This is a genomic window from Streptococcus suis, assembly GCA_024583055.1.
GTDB classification, from domain to species: Bacteria; Bacillota; Bacilli; order Lactobacillales; family Streptococcaceae; genus Streptococcus; species Streptococcus suis_V.
This window is the reverse complement of the sequence record CP102145.1, coordinates 1,544,435-1,563,938: the sequence shown is the minus strand read 5'-3', so window position 1 is coordinate 1,563,938 and position 19,504 is coordinate 1,544,435. Positions and strand designations below refer to the sequence as shown.

At 47.1% G+C, this 19,504-nt stretch carries 20 protein-coding genes, 1 tRNA gene and 1 other RNA gene; 6 read left to right on the top strand and 16 right to left on the bottom strand.

Translation table 11 applies throughout. From position 1 onward, the window contains the following. Positions 1 to 24: 24 nt before the first annotated feature. Together dtd and NQZ91_07825 are read right to left on the bottom strand one after the other, a co-directional pair. Positions 25 to 468 (bottom strand): D-aminoacyl-tRNA deacylase, encoded by a 444-nt coding sequence (gene dtd / locus NQZ91_07830; GenBank protein UUM57283.1) that lies wholly within the window; start codon positions 466 to 468, stop codon positions 25 to 27. Continuing rightward, on the bottom strand, positions 469 to 2,679 hold the full coding sequence (locus tag NQZ91_07825) for a bifunctional (p)ppGpp synthetase/guanosine-3',5'-bis(diphosphate) 3'-pyrophosphohydrolase (GenBank protein UUM57282.1): 2,211 nt from the start codon (positions 2,677 to 2,679) through the stop codon (positions 469 to 471). Between the two features lie 257 nt (positions 2,680 to 2,936). On the opposite strand from NQZ91_07825, the gene NQZ91_07820 reads away from it, so the two are divergent. Both NQZ91_07820 and NQZ91_07815 read left to right on the top strand, forming a co-directional pair. After that, positions 2,937 to 5,345, top strand: a complete 2,409-nt coding sequence (locus NQZ91_07820; protein UUM57281.1) for a bifunctional 2',3'-cyclic-nucleotide 2'-phosphodiesterase/3'-nucleotidase — start codon at positions 2,937 to 2,939, stop codon at positions 5,343 to 5,345. A 153-nt stretch (positions 5,346 to 5,498) separates the two neighbouring features. Beyond that, positions 5,499 to 5,648, top strand: a complete 150-nt coding sequence (locus tag NQZ91_07815) for a hypothetical protein (GenBank protein UUM57280.1) — start codon at positions 5,499 to 5,501, stop codon at positions 5,646 to 5,648. A 38-nt stretch (positions 5,649 to 5,686) separates the two neighbouring features. Here NQZ91_07815 and NQZ91_07810 read toward each other — a convergent pair whose 3' ends face one another. Then, positions 5,687 to 6,187, bottom strand: coding sequence for a hypothetical protein (locus NQZ91_07810; protein ID UUM57279.1), 501 nt, complete (start codon positions 6,185 to 6,187; stop codon positions 5,687 to 5,689). Between the two features lies 1 nt (position 6,188). Beyond that, positions 6,189 to 6,950 carry a hypothetical protein gene (locus NQZ91_07805; protein ID UUM57278.1) on the bottom strand — a complete coding sequence of 254 codons (762 nt, stop codon included), beginning with the start codon at positions 6,948 to 6,950 and terminating at the stop codon, positions 6,189 to 6,191. A 199-nt stretch (positions 6,951 to 7,149) separates the two neighbouring features. On the opposite strand from NQZ91_07805, the gene NQZ91_07800 reads away from it, so the two are divergent. Further along, positions 7,150 to 7,671 carry a GNAT family N-acetyltransferase gene (locus tag NQZ91_07800; GenBank protein ID UUM57277.1) on the top strand — a complete coding sequence of 174 codons (522 nt, stop codon included), beginning with the start codon at positions 7,150 to 7,152 and terminating at the stop codon, positions 7,669 to 7,671. Between the two features lie 26 nt (positions 7,672 to 7,697). Here NQZ91_07800 and NQZ91_07795 read toward each other — a convergent pair whose 3' ends face one another. The 5 genes from NQZ91_07795 to NQZ91_07775 form a co-directional block, all read right to left on the bottom strand. Next, positions 7,698 to 8,414, bottom strand: coding sequence for a DUF554 domain-containing protein (locus NQZ91_07795; protein UUM57276.1), 717 nt, complete (start codon positions 8,412 to 8,414; stop codon positions 7,698 to 7,700). Between the two features lie 3 nt (positions 8,415 to 8,417). Continuing rightward, positions 8,418 to 9,164, bottom strand: coding sequence for a 16S rRNA (uracil(1498)-N(3))-methyltransferase (locus NQZ91_07790; protein UUM57275.1), 747 nt, complete (start codon positions 9,162 to 9,164; stop codon positions 8,418 to 8,420). Between the two features lies 1 nt (position 9,165). Next, positions 9,166 to 10,119 (bottom strand): 50S ribosomal protein L11 methyltransferase, encoded by a 954-nt coding sequence (gene prmA, locus NQZ91_07785; protein ID UUM57274.1) that lies wholly within the window; start codon positions 10,117 to 10,119, stop codon positions 9,166 to 9,168. A gap of 109 nt (positions 10,120 to 10,228) precedes the next feature. Continuing rightward, positions 10,229 to 10,669: a MepB family protein gene (locus tag NQZ91_07780; GenBank protein ID UUM58840.1), complete on the bottom strand. Its 441-nt coding sequence runs from the start codon at positions 10,667 to 10,669 to the stop codon at positions 10,229 to 10,231. A gap of 185 nt (positions 10,670 to 10,854) precedes the next feature. Beyond that, positions 10,855 to 11,325: a DUF3013 family protein gene (locus tag NQZ91_07775; protein UUM57273.1), complete on the bottom strand. Its 471-nt coding sequence runs from the start codon at positions 11,323 to 11,325 to the stop codon at positions 10,855 to 10,857. Between the two features lie 73 nt (positions 11,326 to 11,398). Here NQZ91_07775 and NQZ91_07770 point away from each other — a divergent pair, with 73 nt between their 5' ends. The 3 genes from NQZ91_07770 to NQZ91_07760 all read left to right on the top strand — a co-directional run bounded on the left by NQZ91_07770 (position 11,399) and on the right by NQZ91_07760 (position 13,027). After that, the gene (locus NQZ91_07770; protein UUM57272.1) at positions 11,399 to 12,682 is read left to right on the top strand and encodes a replication-associated recombination protein A; all 1,284 of its coding nucleotides are present in this window, start codon (positions 11,399 to 11,401) and stop codon (positions 12,680 to 12,682) included. Between the two features lie 71 nt (positions 12,683 to 12,753). Continuing rightward, a non-coding RNA gene (gene ssrS, locus NQZ91_07765) (6S RNA) lies at positions 12,754 to 12,947 on the top strand. A 7-nt stretch (positions 12,948 to 12,954) separates the two neighbouring features. Next, positions 12,955 to 13,027 (top strand) — tRNA-Lys (locus NQZ91_07760). A gap of 119 nt (positions 13,028 to 13,146) precedes the next feature. Here the strand turns inward: NQZ91_07760 and NQZ91_07755 are convergent. The 7 genes from NQZ91_07755 to nrdD form a co-directional block, all read right to left on the bottom strand. Next, positions 13,147 to 13,701 (bottom strand): GNAT family N-acetyltransferase, encoded by a 555-nt coding sequence (locus NQZ91_07755; protein UUM57271.1) that lies wholly within the window; start codon positions 13,699 to 13,701, stop codon positions 13,147 to 13,149. Next, a complete protein-coding gene (gene nrdG, locus NQZ91_07750) occupies positions 13,698 to 14,255 on the bottom strand; it encodes an anaerobic ribonucleoside-triphosphate reductase activating protein (protein UUM57270.1) in 558 nt (185 codons plus the stop codon). Before nrdG ends, NQZ91_07755 begins: the two co-directional genes overlap by 4 nt. Before the next feature lies 1 nt (position 14,256). Further along, entirely contained in the window at positions 14,257 to 14,754 is a 498-nt protein-coding gene (locus NQZ91_07745) for a GNAT family N-acetyltransferase (GenBank protein UUM58839.1), read from the bottom strand. Beyond that, complete coding sequence (locus tag NQZ91_07740; GenBank protein UUM58838.1) at positions 14,723 to 15,688, bottom strand: Gfo/Idh/MocA family oxidoreductase; 966 nt, start codon at positions 15,686 to 15,688, stop codon at positions 14,723 to 14,725. Before NQZ91_07740 ends, NQZ91_07745 begins: the two co-directional genes overlap by 32 nt. A gap of 12 nt (positions 15,689 to 15,700) precedes the next feature. Next, positions 15,701 to 17,044: a 5'-nucleotidase C-terminal domain-containing protein gene (locus tag NQZ91_07735; protein UUM57269.1), complete on the bottom strand. Its 1,344-nt coding sequence runs from the start codon at positions 17,042 to 17,044 to the stop codon at positions 15,701 to 15,703. After that, positions 17,037 to 17,186 carry a hypothetical protein gene (locus tag NQZ91_07730; protein UUM57268.1) on the bottom strand — a complete coding sequence of 50 codons (150 nt, stop codon included), beginning with the start codon at positions 17,184 to 17,186 and terminating at the stop codon, positions 17,037 to 17,039. Before NQZ91_07730 ends, NQZ91_07735 begins: the two co-directional genes overlap by 8 nt. 104 nt (positions 17,187 to 17,290) lie before the next feature. Continuing rightward, positions 17,291 to 19,462, bottom strand: coding sequence for an anaerobic ribonucleoside-triphosphate reductase (gene nrdD, locus NQZ91_07725; GenBank protein ID UUM57267.1), 2,172 nt, complete (start codon positions 19,460 to 19,462; stop codon positions 17,291 to 17,293). Positions 19,463 to 19,504 lie beyond the last annotated feature (42 nt).

Sequence of the window (19,504 nt, the reverse complement as noted above, 5' to 3'; positions counted from 1 at the left end):
AGTATAGAGGTATTTTTCCCTACTTTAGCCGTTCTTCGTATCCAAGACAATGGTCACCGGTCCGTCGTTGGTCAGACTGACCTGCATATTCGCCCCGAAAATACCCACTTCCACCGGCACAAAGGATGACAAAGCTTGATTAAAATCTTCATAGAATTGTTTGGCCATGTCGGGTGCTGCCGCACCCGTAAAGGCCGGGCGATTGCCTTTTTTAGTATCCGCAAAGAGGGTGAATTGGGAGATGGATAGGATCTTGCCTGCCACATCTTGGACAGACTTGTTCATCTTGCCATTCTCATCGGAAAATATCCGCATATTAACAATTTTTCTGACCGCATAGTCCATATCCTCTGAGTTATCATCTGGACCGACACCGACCAGGAGCAAAAGTCCCTGGTCAATCTGGCCATGAACCGTTCCCTCGATGGTCACACTGGCCTGCGTCACACGCTGTATAATCACTTTCATCTATCCATTGGTCCTTTTCACTGAGTAAACTTCTGGCACCGACTTGATCTTATCAACCAGACTGGTCAGGGTCGCCAGATTGGAAATGCCGAAGGAGACATGAATGGTCGCAAACTTCATATCCTTGGTTGGCTGGGCATTGACCGAGGAAATGTTCTTGCTAGCATTGGTCAAGACCTTGAGGACATCGTTGAGCAGACCAGAGCGATTGAGCCCGTAAATGTCGATATTGGCCATGTATTCCTTGGTTGAATTATCATCCTCTTCCCAACCGACATCAATCAGTCGTTGCTCCACATTTTCCTGGCTCTTGAGATTCATACAATCCACCCGGTGGACGGCTACCCCACGCCCCTTGGTAATGTAGCCGACAATCTCATCACCAGGTACCGGATTACAGCACTTGGCAATCCGGATGAGGAGACCGGATGCCCCCTCGATAACCACACCACCCTCGTGACGGATTTTGAGACTGTCTTTCTTATTATCATGCTTGACTTCGCCACCGTTGACCAATTCGTCCGCGACAGCCTTGGCTTTGGCGCGCTCAGCCTCCTTACGCTCTTTCTCCGTCAGGCGATTGAAAACAGAGATAGCCGAAACCTCACCGAAACCAACTGCGGCAAAGAGGGCCTCATCCGTCTTGTAGCTGGCCTTCTGCAAAACGGCATCCATGTGCTTTCTGTCCAAATACTGATTTGGAGCGTAGCCATTTTCCAACAGCAAGGCCTGAATCATCTCTCGACCCTTGGAAACAGACAGTTCCTTGTCTTGGTTTTTAAAGAACTGCTTGATCCGGTTACGAGCCTTGTGGGTCTTGACGATGTTGACCCAATCACGACTTGGTCCGAAGGAATTGGCCGAGGTGATGATTTCCACCTGGTCGCCTGTCTTGAGCTTGGTAGTCAGTGGCACCATGCGACCATTGACCTTGGCTCCGGTTGCACGCTCGCCGACCTTGGTATGAATCTCATAGGCAAAGTCAATGGGAACAGAGTCTTTAGGCAATTCACGAACGGCACCGTCGGGAGTGAAAACGTAAATCCGCTCAGTAAAAATATCATCTTTCACAGAATCCACAAAGGTCTGGGCATCTCCGCCAGCTCCCTCCTGCAGCTCAATCAGGTTGTTAATCCAGCGCAATTCTTTCTCAGAGGCCTTGGCAGCACCACCTCGCTTGTAGGCCCAGTGGGCCGCAACCCCGTACTCCGCCACCTGGTGCATTTCCATGGTCCGAATCTGGAACTCGATAGGGCCTTTTGGTCCGTAAACTGTGGTGTGGATGGACTGGTAGCCATTGGCCTTGGGGCTGGCAATGTAGTCCTTGAACCGACCTGGCATTGGTTTCCAGAGTTCATGAATGTAGCCCAGCATGGCATAAACATCGCTCGGCGTGTCCATAATGCAGCGAATGGCCGTCAAGTCGTAGAGCTCGTCAAACCGCTTTTTCTTGTCGTGCATCTTGCGGTAAATAGAGTAAATATGCTTTGGCCGGCCATAAATCTGCCCGTGAAGGTGGCGCTCCTCCGTGTACTCACGCAGCTTGTCCACTACTTCTGTGACCAGAGCCTCCCTCTCCCGACGTTTCTCTCGCATCATGTGGGTAATCTTATAGAACTCCACTTCATTGAGGTATCGGAAGGACGTATCCTCCAGCTCCCATTTGACAGAGGAAATCCCCAGACGGTGGGCAAGAGGAGCATAGATTTCCATTGTTTCACGTGAAATCCGCTCCCGCTTGTCTGGTCGGAGATGCTTGAGGGTCCGCATATTATGAAGGCGGTCAGCCAGTTTGACCAGGATAACCCGCATATCCTGAGACATGGCAATCAGCATATTGCGGTGGTTTTCAGCCAACTGCTCTTCATGGGACTTGTATTCTACCTTGCCCAGCTTGGTCACACCGCCGACGATGTGACGAACCTCAGGGCCAAATTCTGCCTCCATCTGGTCCAGGGTAATGTCTGTATCCTCCACCACATCATGCAAAAAACCGCAGGCAACCGTTACCGCATCCAGCTTTAGACCTGCCAAGATACCTGCCACCTGTATAGGATGGAGAATGTAGGGCTCACCGGACTTGCGAAATTGTGGCTTGTGAGCCTCTGTCGCGAAATCCAAAGCCTTTTTGACAAAAGTAACATCCTCTTCTGGCAAATAAGTGGCTGTTAGGGCAACGACTTCCTCTCCTGTATAATTGACTTCTTTCATTTACTTCTCTCCCTAGCTATTTCCTATTATTTTACCATTTTCATAGGAAAAGAGGAAGAAATCAGATACATTCCTAACTGTCCGCCACAAACGAACGAATTATTTTCTTAATTTAAAAGTTAATGTTTGTTTATCAAGCGATTACATGGTTGTTTTGTTCTTGTTTTTTAATTCATTGTTCCGAAAACGGTTGAAAAAATCCTTCTGAACCTGTATAATGTTTCTTGCACACCTTAATAGAAAGTAGAGGATTTCTTATGAAATTTCCTTTTAGTAAATCGGCTACAGCCTTGACCTTGGCAGTCTTGGCAACTAGTAGCGCACAATTGGTCCAGGCTGAAGAGGTAACAACACCAGCAACTCAACCAACGGTAACAAACGAAACTGCACCAGCACCAGCACCAACTGAGGGAACTGGGGGAGATACTAGTCAGCCTGTCCTCACTGCTGAACCAATCACAACGACCACAACAGAAGTTGCCCCTCCAGTAGAAGGCCAGACGGTCGATGTCCGCATCCTGTCTACAACCGACCTCCACACCAACCTGGTCAACTACGATTACTACCAGGACAAAGAGTCACAAAACCTTGGCTTGGCCAAGACAGCTGTCCTCATCGAAGAGGCACGCGCTGAAAATCCAAACACCGTTACGGTCGACAATGGAGACCTGATCCAAGGTACACCACTGGGCACCTACAAGGCTATCGTTGACCCTGTTGAGACTGGCGAAAAACACCCTATGTACGCTGCTCTGGAAGAGCTTGATTTTGACGCATCAACACTGGGTAACCATGAATTTAACTACGGCTTGGACTTCCTACATACTGTATTGGCTTCAACCAGCCTTCCGGTGGTCAATGCCAACGTAGTGGATGCAAAATCCCTCCAACCTGTCTTTAAAACCTACGAATTGGTGACCAAGACCTTTACCGACACAACTGGTCGCCCTGTCAACCTCAACATCGGTATTACCGGTATTGTTCCGCCTCAGATTCTCAATTGGGACAAGGCAAACCTAGAAGGCAAGGTAGTGGTCAACGATGCCGTCCAAGCTGTGAAAGAAATTGTGCCCGTTATCAAGCAGGCTGGTGCAGACATCGTTCTGATTCTTTCCCACTCTGGTATCGGTGATGATACTTACGAAGTTGGCGAAGAAAACGTGGGCTACCATATCGCAGGGATCGACGGTGTCGATGCGGTTGTGACTGGACATTCTCATGCCCTCTTCCCAACCATGAACCCTGAAAAGCCTGGTTTCTATGCCCAATACGCTGGTGTTGATGATGTAAACGGCACTATTAACGGCACTCCAGTGACCATGGCAGGTAAATACGGTGACCACCTGGGCATCATTGACCTCAAGGTGACCTACACCGACGGCAAGTGGAATGTGGTAGACGGCAAGGGACAAATCCGCAAGATTGATACCAAGTCTCCTGTGGCTGACCCAGAAATCCTTGCCCTTGCGAAAGAGGCTCACGATGCGACGGTTACTTATGTCAATGAAAAAGTTGGTGAAACTAGCGCCCGCATTCACAGCTACTTCTCCCTAGTAAAAGATGACCCGTCTGTTCAGATTGTCAACAAGGCCCAGCTCTGGTACTTGGAAAAAGAATTGGCTGGCACAGAGGAAGGCAAGTTGCCACTCCTTTCTGCAGCAGCTCCGTTCAAGGCTGGTGGTCGCGGTATTTCTGAGGGCGATAACTACACAGACATCCCAGCTGGTTCCATTGCTATCAAAAATGTAGCCGACCTCTATCTTTATGATAATGTCACCGCTATTCTGAAAATCACTGGTGCTGACCTGAAAGAATGGTTGGAAATGTCTGCTGGTCAATTCAACCAAGTGGACCGAAACAACAAAGAGCCTCAGGAGTTGCTCAACATCAACTTCCGTAACTATAACTTCGATGTTATCGACGGTGTAACCTATACCTACGATATTACCCAGCCAAACAAATACGATACCAGTGGTAAGCTTGTCAATAAAGATGCTAGCCGTGTCCGTGATCTCAAGTACAATGGTCAGCCTGTGACGGATGACATGGAATTCATGGTAGCGACCAATAACTACCGCGCTAGTGGTACTTTCCCTGGTGTGAAAAATGCGACGGTCAACCGCCTGCTCAACCTGGAAAACCGCCAAGTAATCATCAACTATATCCTAGAAGAGAAAAATATCAACCCTTCTGCCGATAGCAACTGGCGTTTTGCGGATACTATCAAGGGCCTAGACCTTCGTTTCCGTACATCAAACTCTGCTAAGGATTTGATTGCTGCAGAGAAGTTGGAAGATGTGGAATATATTGAAGAATTTGTAGGTGACGGAGTCAACGGCATGGGCGTTTACCGCTTCCTCTACACTGAGCCTAAACCAGAATCTGCGACTCCTCCAACCATTGACATTATCATCCCAACTCCTCAAACACCTAATCCAAAACCACAAAAACCAATCAAGCCTGGTCAAGCAAATGCTGGTGGCCAAGTCATCACCCTTTCATCTGGTCAGAAAATTACCTTGCCAGCTGACAAGCCTGTCGAGACCACACCAGCTCCAGGAGTGAAAACATTGCCAAACACAGGCGATGCGACTTCTGTGCTCAGCTTGATTGGTATCGGACTTGCAGGATTAGCAGGACTGGCTGCTAAACGCAGGGAAGATTAAATCTGATTGATTAGATAAGGAAAACGAACAAATCCGCAAGGAAATGTTCGTTTTTATATGTATCTGAACCCCAAAGCACATCTCCTTGACAAGTCTCAAAAAAACTTTATAATAAGAGTTAGATAACCCAAGAAAAAGGAAGTTAAAAAGATAATGGCTGAAATTATTACTACTGTTGGGGTATTCCTTGTTGTAGGTTGGTTGCTGGTTAAACTCCACCCTCACACAGAGGAACAAACTGAGTACAAACGTAGAGCACTAATTGACAAAATGTATCGCGATACATTTGGAGATGACGACTAAGGATTTAGAAAGATAGCAAGCCCGATTGGACTTGCTTTTTATGATGTCGTATAGATAGGGACGAGGTACTCTTCTTGTGGAGTTTTCACTGTATAGGTACCCAGAAGTTTGCCCTCTTGCTCCAGACGGTAGGTCTCGTTTTTATAGCGTGTTTCCAAGCGAATGATCCCGTATTCCCCAGCAGGCACGGGATAGGATATCGTTGAGCTGAACCAATTCCAACCAAAGCCCTTGCTTTCGGTCCACTCCATCATCTGCCCCTCCTCGCCACCATAGACCTTATCCACCAGATCCTCACCCATTTCTCTCGTTTCAAAGTTTTTTTCTAAAACCGCTTGGTCTTCCTCGATTCCGGACACAAAGGCGGTCCTAACTTCCAGATTTTCAAAAGTATAGATGACCCCTGTCTCCCGGTCCTGTAAGACCAGGTCGGACAAGATTTTATAGTTAGTTCCTGGGATAACCTCTGCCTGTCGCCACAGCAGAAAGGCCAAACCTGCCACCAGTAACAGGTTCAGATACCACGATTTCCATCTCATATCAGTTTCCTCCCAACTCTTCGACTGGCTGCCATGGCCATTGGGCGACAAAGTAGTCTAACACTAACTCCGTCTGCTCGAAATTCTTTGGCGTGATGAAATCGATAGTCGCTCTGCCATTTTCCGGCCAATCCTCGACCACAAAGAGCTGCTCACCAACGACAGTCCCTGCTTGGTCTTTGAGCAATACCTTGCCACGTAGTGTTTTAATCGGGACACCCAAAATATTACCTAACTGACCTTGATAGACTGGGTAGCCATTCCCATAAGTCTGATCTGTCTGGCTGATGGTCACTGTTTCCAATAAATCGTCCAAGGTTTGCTCGGTCTGGTTGATGTTTTCCAGCTGTGCAGAACCCGCTAGAAATTTATCCAGGTCCAGCTGATACTCTTCAGGAACAAACAACCCGCCCTTATCATCAAGCCAACGGTAAAAGGTTTTGTAATCCTCCTGATAGGCTTCCCATCTACTGGTAAAGTCTGGCTCATCATAGAATTTCAAGGTTTCAATCCCCTTACCGAGAGTGTCTAGGTGCAGAGCCACCATTCCTTCATAATCAGGTTTATCAAAGGTTTGCCCCCGGAATGTTTCGTAGAGTTGCTGCTCCGCTTGAAGGTCCTGCAGAAGCAACTCTTTGGACTGGGTTTTCCCTTCCATTTTCTCCCATTTGTTTACCAGGGACCGATAGGCAACCTGCCAAACATCCACATGGGGCCTCGTCGTCTGCTCAACAGCCTGAACGGGTTGCTGATGATTATCCATACGACAGGAAGCCAAAAGCAGACCAGCTAGACATAACATACATAAAGAAAACCATTTATACACATAACCACCTACTTTCAACTTTATTATAGCAACACTGATATGAAAAAGGCAATCAATTATGTGTAACTGCTGACGCTTTTCTAGTAGAAAACATGATATAATAAGCCCTATCATATTCAACACAATTGGAGATCTCATGTTTGACACTTTCCCAACTCTACAAGCTGCTTCTTTCCAACTTCGGAAAATCGAGGAAACAGACCTCGACGACCTTTGGGAAATCTATTCCAATCCCCTTCATTTCCAGTCCACTCCTAACACATCAACTAAAAATAAAGAAACCCTTCGCAAACGAATCAGTCATTTCCAACGTGATTTTGATAAGAAAAAAAGATTGTTTTTAGGACTAGAATTTCAAGGGAAATTGATTGGCGTCTTGGAAGTTTTCGACTACAAAAAACGAACTGCTTCGGTGACCATTGGCTACCGTCTCCATCATGCTTTCTGGAATCAAGGTCTGGCTAGCCGAGCAGTCGCCCTGCTCTGCCATTTCCTACTAGAAGAATGCCCGATAACAACAATCGTCGCCTTTGTCCTGCCAGAAAACTATGCTTCTCAGCAGGTACTCCTGAAAAATGATTTTCAACAGGTCGGGCAAATCGAGGAGGTCTGGAAGGGCTTGGGGCAGGTCAGCCTCTTGCAATTTGAACGAAAATAGTAAAAACCAGGGGAATCCTGGTTTTCTTATACAAAATACGTCCAAACAACTGCCACCAAGATGGCAGGCAACATATTAGCCACGCGGATTTTTCGATCCCAAATAATATTAACTCCGACACAAAAAATAAGAACAGACCCTATTAGAGAAAGGTTCGCAAGTGCTTGTTCCGTCATAATCGGTTCAATCAAACGTGCCAAAATCGTTACTGAGCCCTGGAAAAAGAAGACGGGTACGGCCGAAAACCCTGCTCCCTTACCTAAACTAGAAGTCATAATCAAAATAATTATAAAATCCAAAATGCTTTTAATAGCTAATAATCGGTAATCTCCCGTCAAACCATCTTGAATAGAACCAATAATGGCCATAGCTCCAATACAAACAGTCAAGGAAGCCGTCAAAAAGGCATCTAAAAACAGAGAATCTTGACTATTTCCCGATTTTTCACGGAGCCAAACACCAAGTTGCTCAAACCAACCTTCGATATGGAGTACTTCCCCCACCAAGGTTCCTAATGCTAAACTACTAACCAGAAGCATACTATTCTGACTTGTGATATGACCATCTACAACTGTCAGTAACCCCTCTAAACTACCAGAAATCCCCAGAAAAAGAACAGCAACACCACTCGCCATCGTCAACCCCGACTGATGGCGTTCTTTTAGTAAATGCCCAAACCAAGACCCTAGCAAACCTGCTAGGGCAATGGCCAAGGTATTGATAATCGTTCCTAAAGCAAACATACACTACCTCAACAATTCCGTCGCGTAGCTAATGGCAGAAAGTACATAGAGTGGAGCCGTTTCGGCTCGGAGGATGCGAGGTCCTAGACCTGTCTTAACCGCTCCTGCTTTTTCAAAAGTGACTACTTCCTCAGGCGACACGCCACCTTCTGGACCGACAATAACAAGGACTGATTGCCCAGCTTCTAAGCCAGATAAGATTTTCACTAGATTGACTTGTTCGCCTTCTTTGGCGGCTTCTTCGTAGGCTAAAATAATCTGATCAAAGCCTGCCAGCTGGGCTAGGAAATCAGATTTTTTCTCAAACAAGCGAATTGCTGGAATGCGATTGCGTTTGCTTTGCTCGGCTGCGCCTTGGGCAATTTTTTCTAGCTTCTCTGCTTTTTTGGCTAACTTTTTACCGTCCCATTTGACCACAGACCAATCGGCTGGAAAAGCCCAGAGGGCTGACACGCCTAACTCCGTTGCCTTTTGAGCGACAAATTCGAGCTTATCTCCCTTAGGAAAGCCCATGGCAATAGTAACGGAGACAGGTAATTCGACATTATCTGTCAGTTCTTCGATGATTTCAACAGATTGGTTCTGGCTATCTACCACGCGCGCCAAGCGTTTGATGCCGTCGTCAAAAACAAGGACAATCTGGTCGTCTGCCTGCAAGCGCATAACAAAAAACATGTGCTTGGCAGTGTCCTTATCGCTAATCTGGAACACGCCCTGCGGTGCTCTGCCATTGACAAAATACTGCTGCATCCTAGCCTCCAACCACACCTGAGCGGTCAGTCGTCTTCTTAAAGACGCAGCAATTCCACTCGCCCTGGATCATGTGGGTCTCGAGGAAGAAGCCGGCCGCCTCCGCAGATGCTCGCACCATATCCCACTTGTCCGCGATGATACCGCTCATAATCAGGTAGCCCTCGTCCTTGACCAGACGATAGGCATCCTCGGTCAGATGGATGAGAATGTCCGCCAATATGTTGGCAACGATGACTTCTGCTTTAATGTCAACGCCACGAAGCAAATCACCTGCCGCAACATGAATATTGCTAGTATTGGCGTTGAGGTCAATGTTTTCCTGAGCTACACGCACCGCCACCTCGTCCAAATCATAAGCGTAAATCTCCTTGGCACCTAGGAGGGAGCTAGCAATGGAGAGAACACCTGAACCTGTACCGACGTCGATGACCGTTTCGCCACCACGCAAGACCTGAGAAAGAGCAAAAAGGCTCATCTTGGTCGTCGGGTGAGTTCCCGTCCCGAAAGCCATACCTGGATCCAAGCGGATAATCTTCTCACCTGCTGTCGCCTCGTAGTCCGTCCAAGACGGCACAATGGTCAAATCGTGGGTAATGCGGGCTGGCTCATAGTATTTCTTCCAGTTGTCCGCCCAGTCTTCCTCCGCCAATTCCTGACTTTCTAGACTGATCTGACCCGTTTCCAAGCCAAAGCCTGTCAAATCCGCCAAGCGAGTAGTCAAATCTGCCTTAACTTCCTCAATATCCAAAGTGTCAGGATAGTAGGCCGTAATGGCAATCATATCCGACTGCTCCACCTCGGGATAGAGTTCACCGAAACGGTCCTCCTGTCCCACATAGTCAGCCGAGTCGCTAATGGCCACCCCCTGACTGCCCGTTTCAATCATGAGATTTGAAACTGCCTCTTCTGCATCACGATGTACGTGAATGGTTAATTCTTGCCATGAGTTCATAAAATAAGATACCAGGCCCATAAAGCGCAACGTAAAAATAGAAAATCTTTATTTTTTACACAGAGTTTAGGGCGTGTTCATTTCCTTTCTTAAAATTAATATAATTTTGTTATTTTTCACTCAAATCTATAAAATAATTGAGCTGCCATTTTTGAGTAGCTAGTGCGGTTTTGTTCAAATCTTGACACCATGGTGGGTAAAAACGCATTGCCATTTTTCCTTTAGAGGTTTTGGTAGAAATAATGTTCTGCGTTATAGAAACGTTCTTCGGAATCAGGAACATCCCTTTCTGCTGACCATCATTAATAACAATAATCAGTTCATCAATCATATCCCGATCCGAAAATGGAATATTTTTATTAAATTGATCTTTTTTCCAAAAAGCTGTGAAATAGCCCTCTTTTCTTGGTGTTTTATGAGCTAGACGACATCTTTTATAACGTGATTGACCATTTACTTTTATTAAAATCCCCTCATACTGCTCATTCCACTTTTCTTCAATTACCTCAAAACTATCAAACTGCTCTTTGAGTACCTCTATTATTTTCATCATTTCTCCAGATATTCTTTTTACTTCAACCTTTTCGAAACACTATATAACCCAATAGTAGCAATCTCAGCCCAGTAGCATAAATTCCATGGAATGGTTGGCTATTCGGTAGCAAGTATGGATTTCTTCAACATTATTAATGTATTTGTCACATAAGTTATAAAATCAAACTATTACGCCATATCCTAATACCTCGGATATGGGTAGAACTCCCCTTCTACCAAGTCTGCTCTGCCTTTTTCAAAGGCTTCACCGTCCCAAGCAATCGTAAATTCTTGGGCTTCTGGGTCCGCCAAAAAGTCCATGAGGTCGTCTAAACCTTGGTCGGCGGTGTCCTTGAGAAAACCTGCGAAGTAGGTCAGAAACTCGGCTGAAAAGCCCTTCTTAGCGTCAAATGGCAGAGCGACCAAGTAGTCTTCCTCGTCAAAGCGAGACTTGTCCTGGTTGTAGAAAAGGACATACTCCTCTAGGAAAATATCCTCCGCAGATGCGTTGCCTTCGTCGTCCACCGTTTCAATTCCAGCCGCATTTTGTGCTTCCAAGATGAAAGCCAGCTCAACTGCGTGGTTTTTCTTATCCCAGTTAAGCTCGTAATCGTAGGTAAAAAGTTTGTCCAGTGCCGCTTCCAGCACATCTAAAAAGCCATGTTTTGCCATGTCAGTCCTCTTTTAATTTTGTGTTATAATAAGTGTACCATAATCAGCTAACAAAAGAAACGAAAGGAAGCCTATGCCAGCCAATCTCGCCCTTCGTATGCGGCCCAAATCCATTGATGAGGTTATCGGTCAGGAACACCTGGTCGGTTCTGGAAAGATTATCCGCCGCATGATTGATGCCAATATGCTGTCGTCCATGATTCTCTACGGTCCGCCGGGAATTGGCAAGACCTCGATTGCGTCCGCAATTGCTGGCACGACCAAGTATGCCTTTCGGACCTTTAATGCCACGACCGACAACCAAAAACGCCTGCAGGAAATCGCTGAAGAGGCTAAGTTTTCTGGCGGTCTGGTTCTCCTGCTCGATGAAATCCATCGCCTCAACAAGACCAAGCAGGACTTCCTGCTCCCTCTTTTGGAAAATGGCAATATCATCATGATTGGGGCAACGACGGAAAATCCCTTCTTCTCAATCCTGCCCGCCATTCGCAGTCGGGTGCAGATTTTTGAATTACAACCCTTGAAAACCAGCCATATCCGACAGGCCTTGGAGCTGGCTTTAACAGACAGTGAACGTGGTTTTGACTTCCCAGTCACCATTGAACCTGAGGCTCTGGACTTTCTGGCAAATGCGACCAATGGCGACCTTCGGGCTGCCTACAATTCTCTAGAACTGGCTGTGCTTTCGACCAAGAAAAGTGACGACGGTAGCCGCCACATTGACCTAGACGCTGTGGAAAATAGCCTGCAAAAGTCCTACATCAGCATGGACAAGAACGGTGATGCCCACTACGACATCCTCTCCGCTCTGCAAAAATCCATTAGGGGTAGCGATGTCAATGCCAGCCTCCACTACGCCGCTCGTTTGATTGAGGCCGAAGATCTGCCTAGTCTTGCTCGTCGTTTGACGGTCATTGCCTATGAAGACATCGGCTTGGCCAATCCAGAGGCTCAGATTCATACGGTGACCGCCCTTGAAACTGCCCAGAAAATCGGCTTTCCAGAGGCACGGATTTTGATTGCCAATGTAGTGGTCGATTTGGCCCTTTCTCCCAAGTCCAATTCTGCCTATCTGGCTATGGATGCAGCTCTGGCCGATTTGCGAAAAAACGGTCATCTGCCTATCCCAAATCATCTGCGGGACGGTCACTATGCCGGCAGTAAGGAGCTGGGAAATGCCATTGGCTACCAGTATCCCCATGCCTATCCTGAAAAATGGGTGGACCAGCAATACCTGCCCGATAAGTTATTGGCTGCGGACTACTTCACCGCCAACGACACCGGCAAATACGAGCGTGCCTTGGGCATGACCCAAGAAAAAATCAAGCAACTAAAACAAAACAAGAAAAAAAGTTGATAACGTTTTCATTTTTTGCCGATTTTCTCTTGATTTTTTTAAAAAATGTGGTAATATTAAATCATAAATAAGAACTGCTGTGGTATACGAATTCATACCTATGTGTTGACCGACTATTTTTGTATTACTAGGGAGACAAAGATCTTTTGGCAGTATGCAGGCTGGTTCACCCAGAAGCAACTAAGTCAAAAACACGTCACCCACCTGCTTCTAGCGTGCGGGATCAATACAATTCATGAATAACCGGTACCAATACAGCATTTTTATTTTACCCTTCCTTAGCTCAGCTGGCAGAGCAGCGGACTCTTAATCCGTGGGTCGTAGGTTCGATCCCTACAGGGAGGATCATGATGGGAAACATCTCCTTGAGCCTTGGAAACAAGGCTTTTTGTGTTTGAAAAAATCCTATTTCTTCTTTTGTTCAAAAAACATCACTCCAAAAGGAATGATGTTCCCACTCATCTTTACCAAGCTCGTCCCTTAAGGTCAATATCTCCTTCTGGGAAATCTTTTTTGCCCTTCTTAGCCGATGCAATCATAATGGTAGCCGAAATCTGCTGTTGCTCCTTGCCTGTCAGCCGGTCAACATGAGTCTCCACACGAGTGATTCGAGAAAACCCACAAGCCTCATAGTAAGGAACCACTTCTTCTCGGCAGCCCAAATAAGAAAAATCAACTGCTAAAGTTTGCGTATTTTCCTCTAACAAGCGGGTCATCATATCTCTCCCCAATCCTTTCCCACGAAATTCTGGCGCTATTAAAACTCCTCCGATTCCCGCAACAAGACACTCTGCAGCTCCTACAGAAATAGTACGAACCTGACTCCCCATATGACCCACCAAGTCCTCGCCTAGGTAGGCTAACAAATGATAGTCTTGCGGCGCGTAGCCATAGGGCTGCTTCAAATTCCACTCTCCGTAGTCATCTCTATATTCTCTATCAAACAAATCTTTGATAGCTTGAACCTGCTTAGCAATCAAATCTTCTGTTGACGAAAATAGAAAATTCAGTTTTGTCATTTCTCCAACCTCTCCCACAAGACAACTTTCCCTTCTTGGAGAGACTTTTGCACGTCAATGATGCGTTGGTTAGAAGAGCCGCGAAATTGGAGCATGAGGTTGCGTTTGCTTTTGTCATAGCGGCCATCGACTAGGATATCCAAATGGGATAACAACTCCAGCTTGTCTGGGGTTTCCTGCATCAATTCTTCCCATGTGTAGCCTGTCCAGGACCAAATATCCTTGTCTGGCAATTCCGTCCGAACCCGCTTGACAAGAGGGAGGACGGTTCCTGTATTAAGAAAAGGCTCACCACCCAAGAGGGTCAGGCCCTGTACATAGGGTTGGGCCAGGTCTGCTAAAATGCGGTCTTCCAGCTCCTTGGTGTAGGGAATCCCGGCCTTGAAGGACCAGGTAGCAACATTGTAGCAGCCCTCGCAGTGAAAGAGACAGCCGCTGACATAGAGGGAGCAGCGAACGCCTTCACCGTCCACAAAATTAAAGGCCTTGTAGTCCATAATCCGGCCCTGACTCAGCTCTTCGGATTTCCATTCTTGGGGTTTGGGATTGTTCATATCAGCACTCTTCTATATAGTATCTCTCCGTGCCATGACGGACGTCTTCGAGGCTACCTCCGCAGGATAGGATAGTTCGCTTGCTGGCTGTATTGGTCTCATCACAGGTCACAAGGACCTTAGGGATGTTTTTGGAAAATGCTTCCTGCACACCAAGGCGCAACTGCTCCTTGGCATAGCCCTTCTGCCGCTGGCTAGGGCGGATAGAATAGCCAATGTGTCCACCAATGTTGAGCAGATAATCACTGAGACGCAGGCGTAGACTGAGAAAACCGACTGCTTGCCCAGCATCATCAAAGGAGACATACTGGATAGAAGGGACAAAGCCCTCTGGCAAATTCAGTCCCATTTCCCAGTCCTGACCTTGCTGCAACCAGCTTTCAAAGTCAAAATTCGCAAAGAGATTGCCTCCGTCTGTTGCGGACTCTTCTCGCTCAAATTCAGCAATCATATCCAAAATCGTTTCTTTATCTACTAAGGTTGGTCGCCTTAAAGTCAATTTCGTTTGGGATGGTGACATGTAATTCTCCTATTCCTTTATCTGCGTATACAATTTGGTGACAGATCCAGTGGCTGAGCAGGCTCGAGCTTGGGCTGACTGGATTTTTCTTGCTTTCTAGGGCTTGGAAAAACTCTTCGACAATGCTTTCAAAGCCGCGTTTGTAAAGAGTTGTGTCCCAAGAACCAAAGCCTTCTATGATTTCTTGGTTGGCGGTAAAGGTGCGCAATTCTTCTAAGTTTTTAACCTGATGGGTCGCTTGCGGTGTCTGGACTTCCATGATTTCCCGACGGCTGCCCGACTGGAGATTCATGGATACGACCACAGAAGTTTGAGCGGTTTGAAGGGTCACATTGACCTGACTGAGTTTATTATTTTCCAGATAGTAGGCATAGGAACCTGACAGAGGCTGGTCATCCAGCAAGTAAAGGGCCGTATCCAGCGGGTGGATAAAGAGGTCAAAGAGCTTGAATTGCAGGTCGCCCAAGCCATTGACTTCATTTTTCTCGACGACAATTCTCCGCTTGTTGGGCTTGGTTTTCAATTCTTGAACCTTGGGAGCAAAGCGACGATTGAAACCAGCCATGAGTAGGACTCCCTTGGACTGGGCTAATTTGTAAAGCTCTGCCGACTGGTAAAAATCCTCGGCTAGTGGCTTGTCCATGTAGACAGGAATGCCACGCTCCAAAAACAGCTCTGCCATTTCCACATGGGCCTGTGTCGCCACATGAATCATGACACCGTCCAAGTCTGCCTCGGCCAAATCTTGTACTGTCGCATAGGTCTGACTGCGGGGCAAACTGGCCGCAATGCTTGACAGAACTTCTTGATTGCGGGTGAACAAATGCCAGTCAATGCCTGACAAACTCCGCAGATAGGTCAGGTAGGCCTTTTGAAAAATACCTCCTAAACCGACGAGACCGATTTTTAGCATGGACATGTCCTCTTACTTTCCAAATCTTTTTCTTAAAAATTCACTCAAAATATCCACATCCAAGCCCAAATCTCGGATAATGATCGCCTTGTGGAAATCATCATAGTTATCCTTACCAGACCAGACAAAGGAGTTGGTCACAATCTGGTAGCTGGTATCCGGCTCAATCGCTCTGCCATTGACCAAAAAATCATCGCCTTGGCGAGAAATGCCATGAAGCTGCGGATGGAGACCGGTCGAGAGGCTGGACATCAAATCTTGACCCTTGATACTGACCAGGAGCACGCGCTTGGAGAAGGGCAAAACCTTGACCACATCGCTATAGTAAATCGGGCCCGCGTTGAGCGACATCCGAATACCAAAACCATTGATGACCGCTCCGTCCGGCTGATAACCGAGAGCAACCGCCTGCTCAAAAAGGGCCTGCGTAATCAGAGGTGCCAGCGTAGACTGTCCCTGACGGATGTTCTCCCGCTCACCATCCAAGGTTTGAGGCAGGTTCGCAATAGAATGGGCAAAGCGAGCATTGCGCTCCGCCTGCATCCGCTCGATAAATTCCCGAATGGTCGGTTCTTCTGTTGCCAGCTGCTCAATCTCCACCAAGTCATAGGACAGCACCTCATGACTGCCGTCCTCGTAGCAACGGAGCAGAAGATTGCCCAGAAAACGCCCATACTGGCCCGCTTGGAAAATACTGACGCTACCGACCTGACTGGGTTCTTTCAAAATCGTATGGGTGTGACCACCGAAAATGACATTGATTTCCGGAAACTCCGCCGCCAGCTGAACATCTTGATCATAGCCCAAATGACTGAGCAAGACAATGTGCGCCTGCTTATCCATCTCAGACAAGGTCCGCTTGAGCGCCTGTCTGTGGTCCTCAAAGACCACATTGTCCGTCGGAGAAGCCACTTCCTCGGTCTCCAAGGTCGTTAAGCCCAAGACATAGAGCGGTCGACCCGCCATATCAAAGACCAACTTGTCTTTCAAGGGCACCAATTCGTCTGCATCGGCTGGATTGCGGTAGGAAATATTGGTGGAGACAATTGGAAAAGCCGCAAAGTCATCCAAGCGACTGAGCAACTCGTCTCCGTGGTCAAATTCGTGATTGCCCAGGGTCATGGCCTGACAACCAATGGCATTCATGAGCTGGATTTCCTTTACCCCACGGTACATATTGAAGAAAATATTCCCCGAAAACAGATCTCCACTGTCAAAGACAAAAGTCGGAATGTTTTTCGCCCGGTTTGCCTCCTTAATCTCAGCAATCAGCGCTGCCTTCTTGGGAAAATTCTCTATATAAGAGTGCATATCATTGCTGTGGAGAATGGTAATATCGCGATAGTTCTTAGACATTACGTTTCTTCTGCGCCTTTTGTAAAAATTGTTGACGAAGGGCGGCTAGCTTGTCTTGCTTGCTGTCTCCCCCCTTTGCATTCTTCTCATGATAACGCTGCACCAAGGCCTTGCCCTTATCATCTAGTTGGTATTTACCCATTGTTTTTTCTCCTTTTTTGAACATAGCAGAGCTATTAGATTTTCCCTCTATTATAACAAACTTCCGTAGTTCCTCAAAACCACGGAAGCCCTCATGTCCATTCTTTATAAACTAGACCCGTTCATGTGTTTGACGCGGGCGGAGATTTCTTTGTGTCGACCATTGACCATGGGACGGGCTTGAGGGTTGCCCAGATAACCACAGGTCCGTTTGACAACATCTACTAGTTTTGGATCGCTATTGCCACAGTTTGGACACTTGAACCCACGCTCAGTCGGCTCGAAGTCGCCTTCAAAACCGCAGGCATAACAATGGTCAATCGGGGTATTGGTCCCCAAATAACCGACACGGTCATAGGCATAGTCCCACACCGCCTCGAGAGCCTTGGGATTTTGCTGTAGAACAGGGTATTCGCAATAATGGATGAAGCCACCGCTAGCACCCGCCTCCGGATAAACCTTTTCAAAATCCAGCTTTTCAAACGGCGTCGGATTTTTCCGCACGTCATAATGGAAGGAATTTGTATAGTATTCCTTATCCGTAATGTCCTTGACCAACCCGAATTTCTCCGTATCCAAACGGCAGAAACGGTCTGTCAAACTTTCTGATGGGGTTGAGTAAACAGAAAAATGGTAGCCGTATTCGTCAGACCAGTCGCCAGCCAACTCCTTCATCCGCTTGATAATAGAAACCGTGAAGTCCTTGGCTTCAGGATTTCCTTCCCAGGCACCGCCGTAAAACACAGTCGCCACTTCGTAGAGACCGATATAGCCTAGAGAAACAGTCGCGCGACGGTTCTTAAAGACCTGATCAACAGCGTCCGTCTTGGCCAAACGTTTCCCAAAAGCTCCGTACTGATAGAGAATAGGCGCATTTGCCGGCGTCGCTTCCTTGACCCGCTCGACACGATAGACCAAGGCATCCTTGGCAATGGCCATGCGTTCTGCAAAAATTTCCCAGAATTTTTCTTGACTACCCCCACTTTCAAGGGCAATCCGTGGTAGATTGACGGTCACCACACCCAAATTCATCCGACCGGAATTGATTTCAAGGCCATTTTCATCCTTCCAACCTTGCAAGAAAGAACGGCAACCCATAGGAACCTTGAAAGAACCCGTTAACTCAATAATCTTGTCATAGGACAGCATATCTGGATACATGCGCTTGGTTGCACATTCAATCGCCAGTTGCTTAATATCATAATTGGGCGAATCGGGCTCCAAATTTAGCCCGCGTTTGACAGTGAAAATCAATTTTGGAAAGATGGCTGTCCGTCCTTCGCGCCCCAAACCCTTGATACGGATGTTGAGAATCGCCTTCTGGATTTCCCGCTCAAACCAAGAAGTTCCTAAACCGAAACCAAGCGAAGTAAAGGGCGTTTGACCATTGGACGTAAAAAGCGTGTTAATTTCGTATTCCAAAGACTGCATAGCGTCATAAATATCCTTCTGGGTCTTGGCACGCGCATATTCTTCAGCCTTGTCTGGCAGCACCCATTCCTCCGCATCCTTCAAATGCTTTTGATAATTGAGCTCAGCATAAGGCGCCAACACCTCGTCAATACGGTCCGCCGAGCAGCCACCGTACTGGCTGGAAGCCACATTGGCAATAATTTGCGAAATCTGCGCCGTCGCTGTCTGGATGGACTTAGGACTTTCCACATCGGCATTTCCAATCTTAAACCCTTGCGCTAACATGCCCTTGAAATCAATCAGGCAGCAGTTGGTCATGGGCGTGTAAGGACTATAATCCAAATCGTGGTAATGAATGTCCCCCTTCTGGTGAGCGTTGGCAACGTGGGCTGGCAGGAGCTTGAGCCCGATAGATTTGCCAACAATCCCAGCCGTCAAATCACGTTGCGTATTAAAGACATCCGCATCCTTATTGGCGTTTTCATTGACGACAGACTGATCTTTGCTGAGCAATTTGTGGATTTCAAAGTTGATGTCCGTCGCTTGATGCCGGCGAAAATCGCGTTGCGTCCGGTACTGAATATAACGCTCTGCCAAGTCATAGAGGTGGGACTTGAGCAATTCCTGTTCGACAACCGTCTGGATTTCATAAATTTGCACATCCTTGGTAAAACGACGGGCAATTTCCTGCAGGACCCCTGCCAAAACGACTGACAGACCCGCATCTGACACAGGATGGTCCAATTCTTGATTAGCCCGCTGCAAGGCAGAATAAATCTTTTCTTGTTCAAAAGCGACCGTTCGACCGTCACGCTTTAAGACCGCTAATTCTAATTCGGGTAAGATTGTTTCTTGCACTTTCATCTGGCTATCCTCCATTTTTCTCACTGCTTATAGTCTAGCACT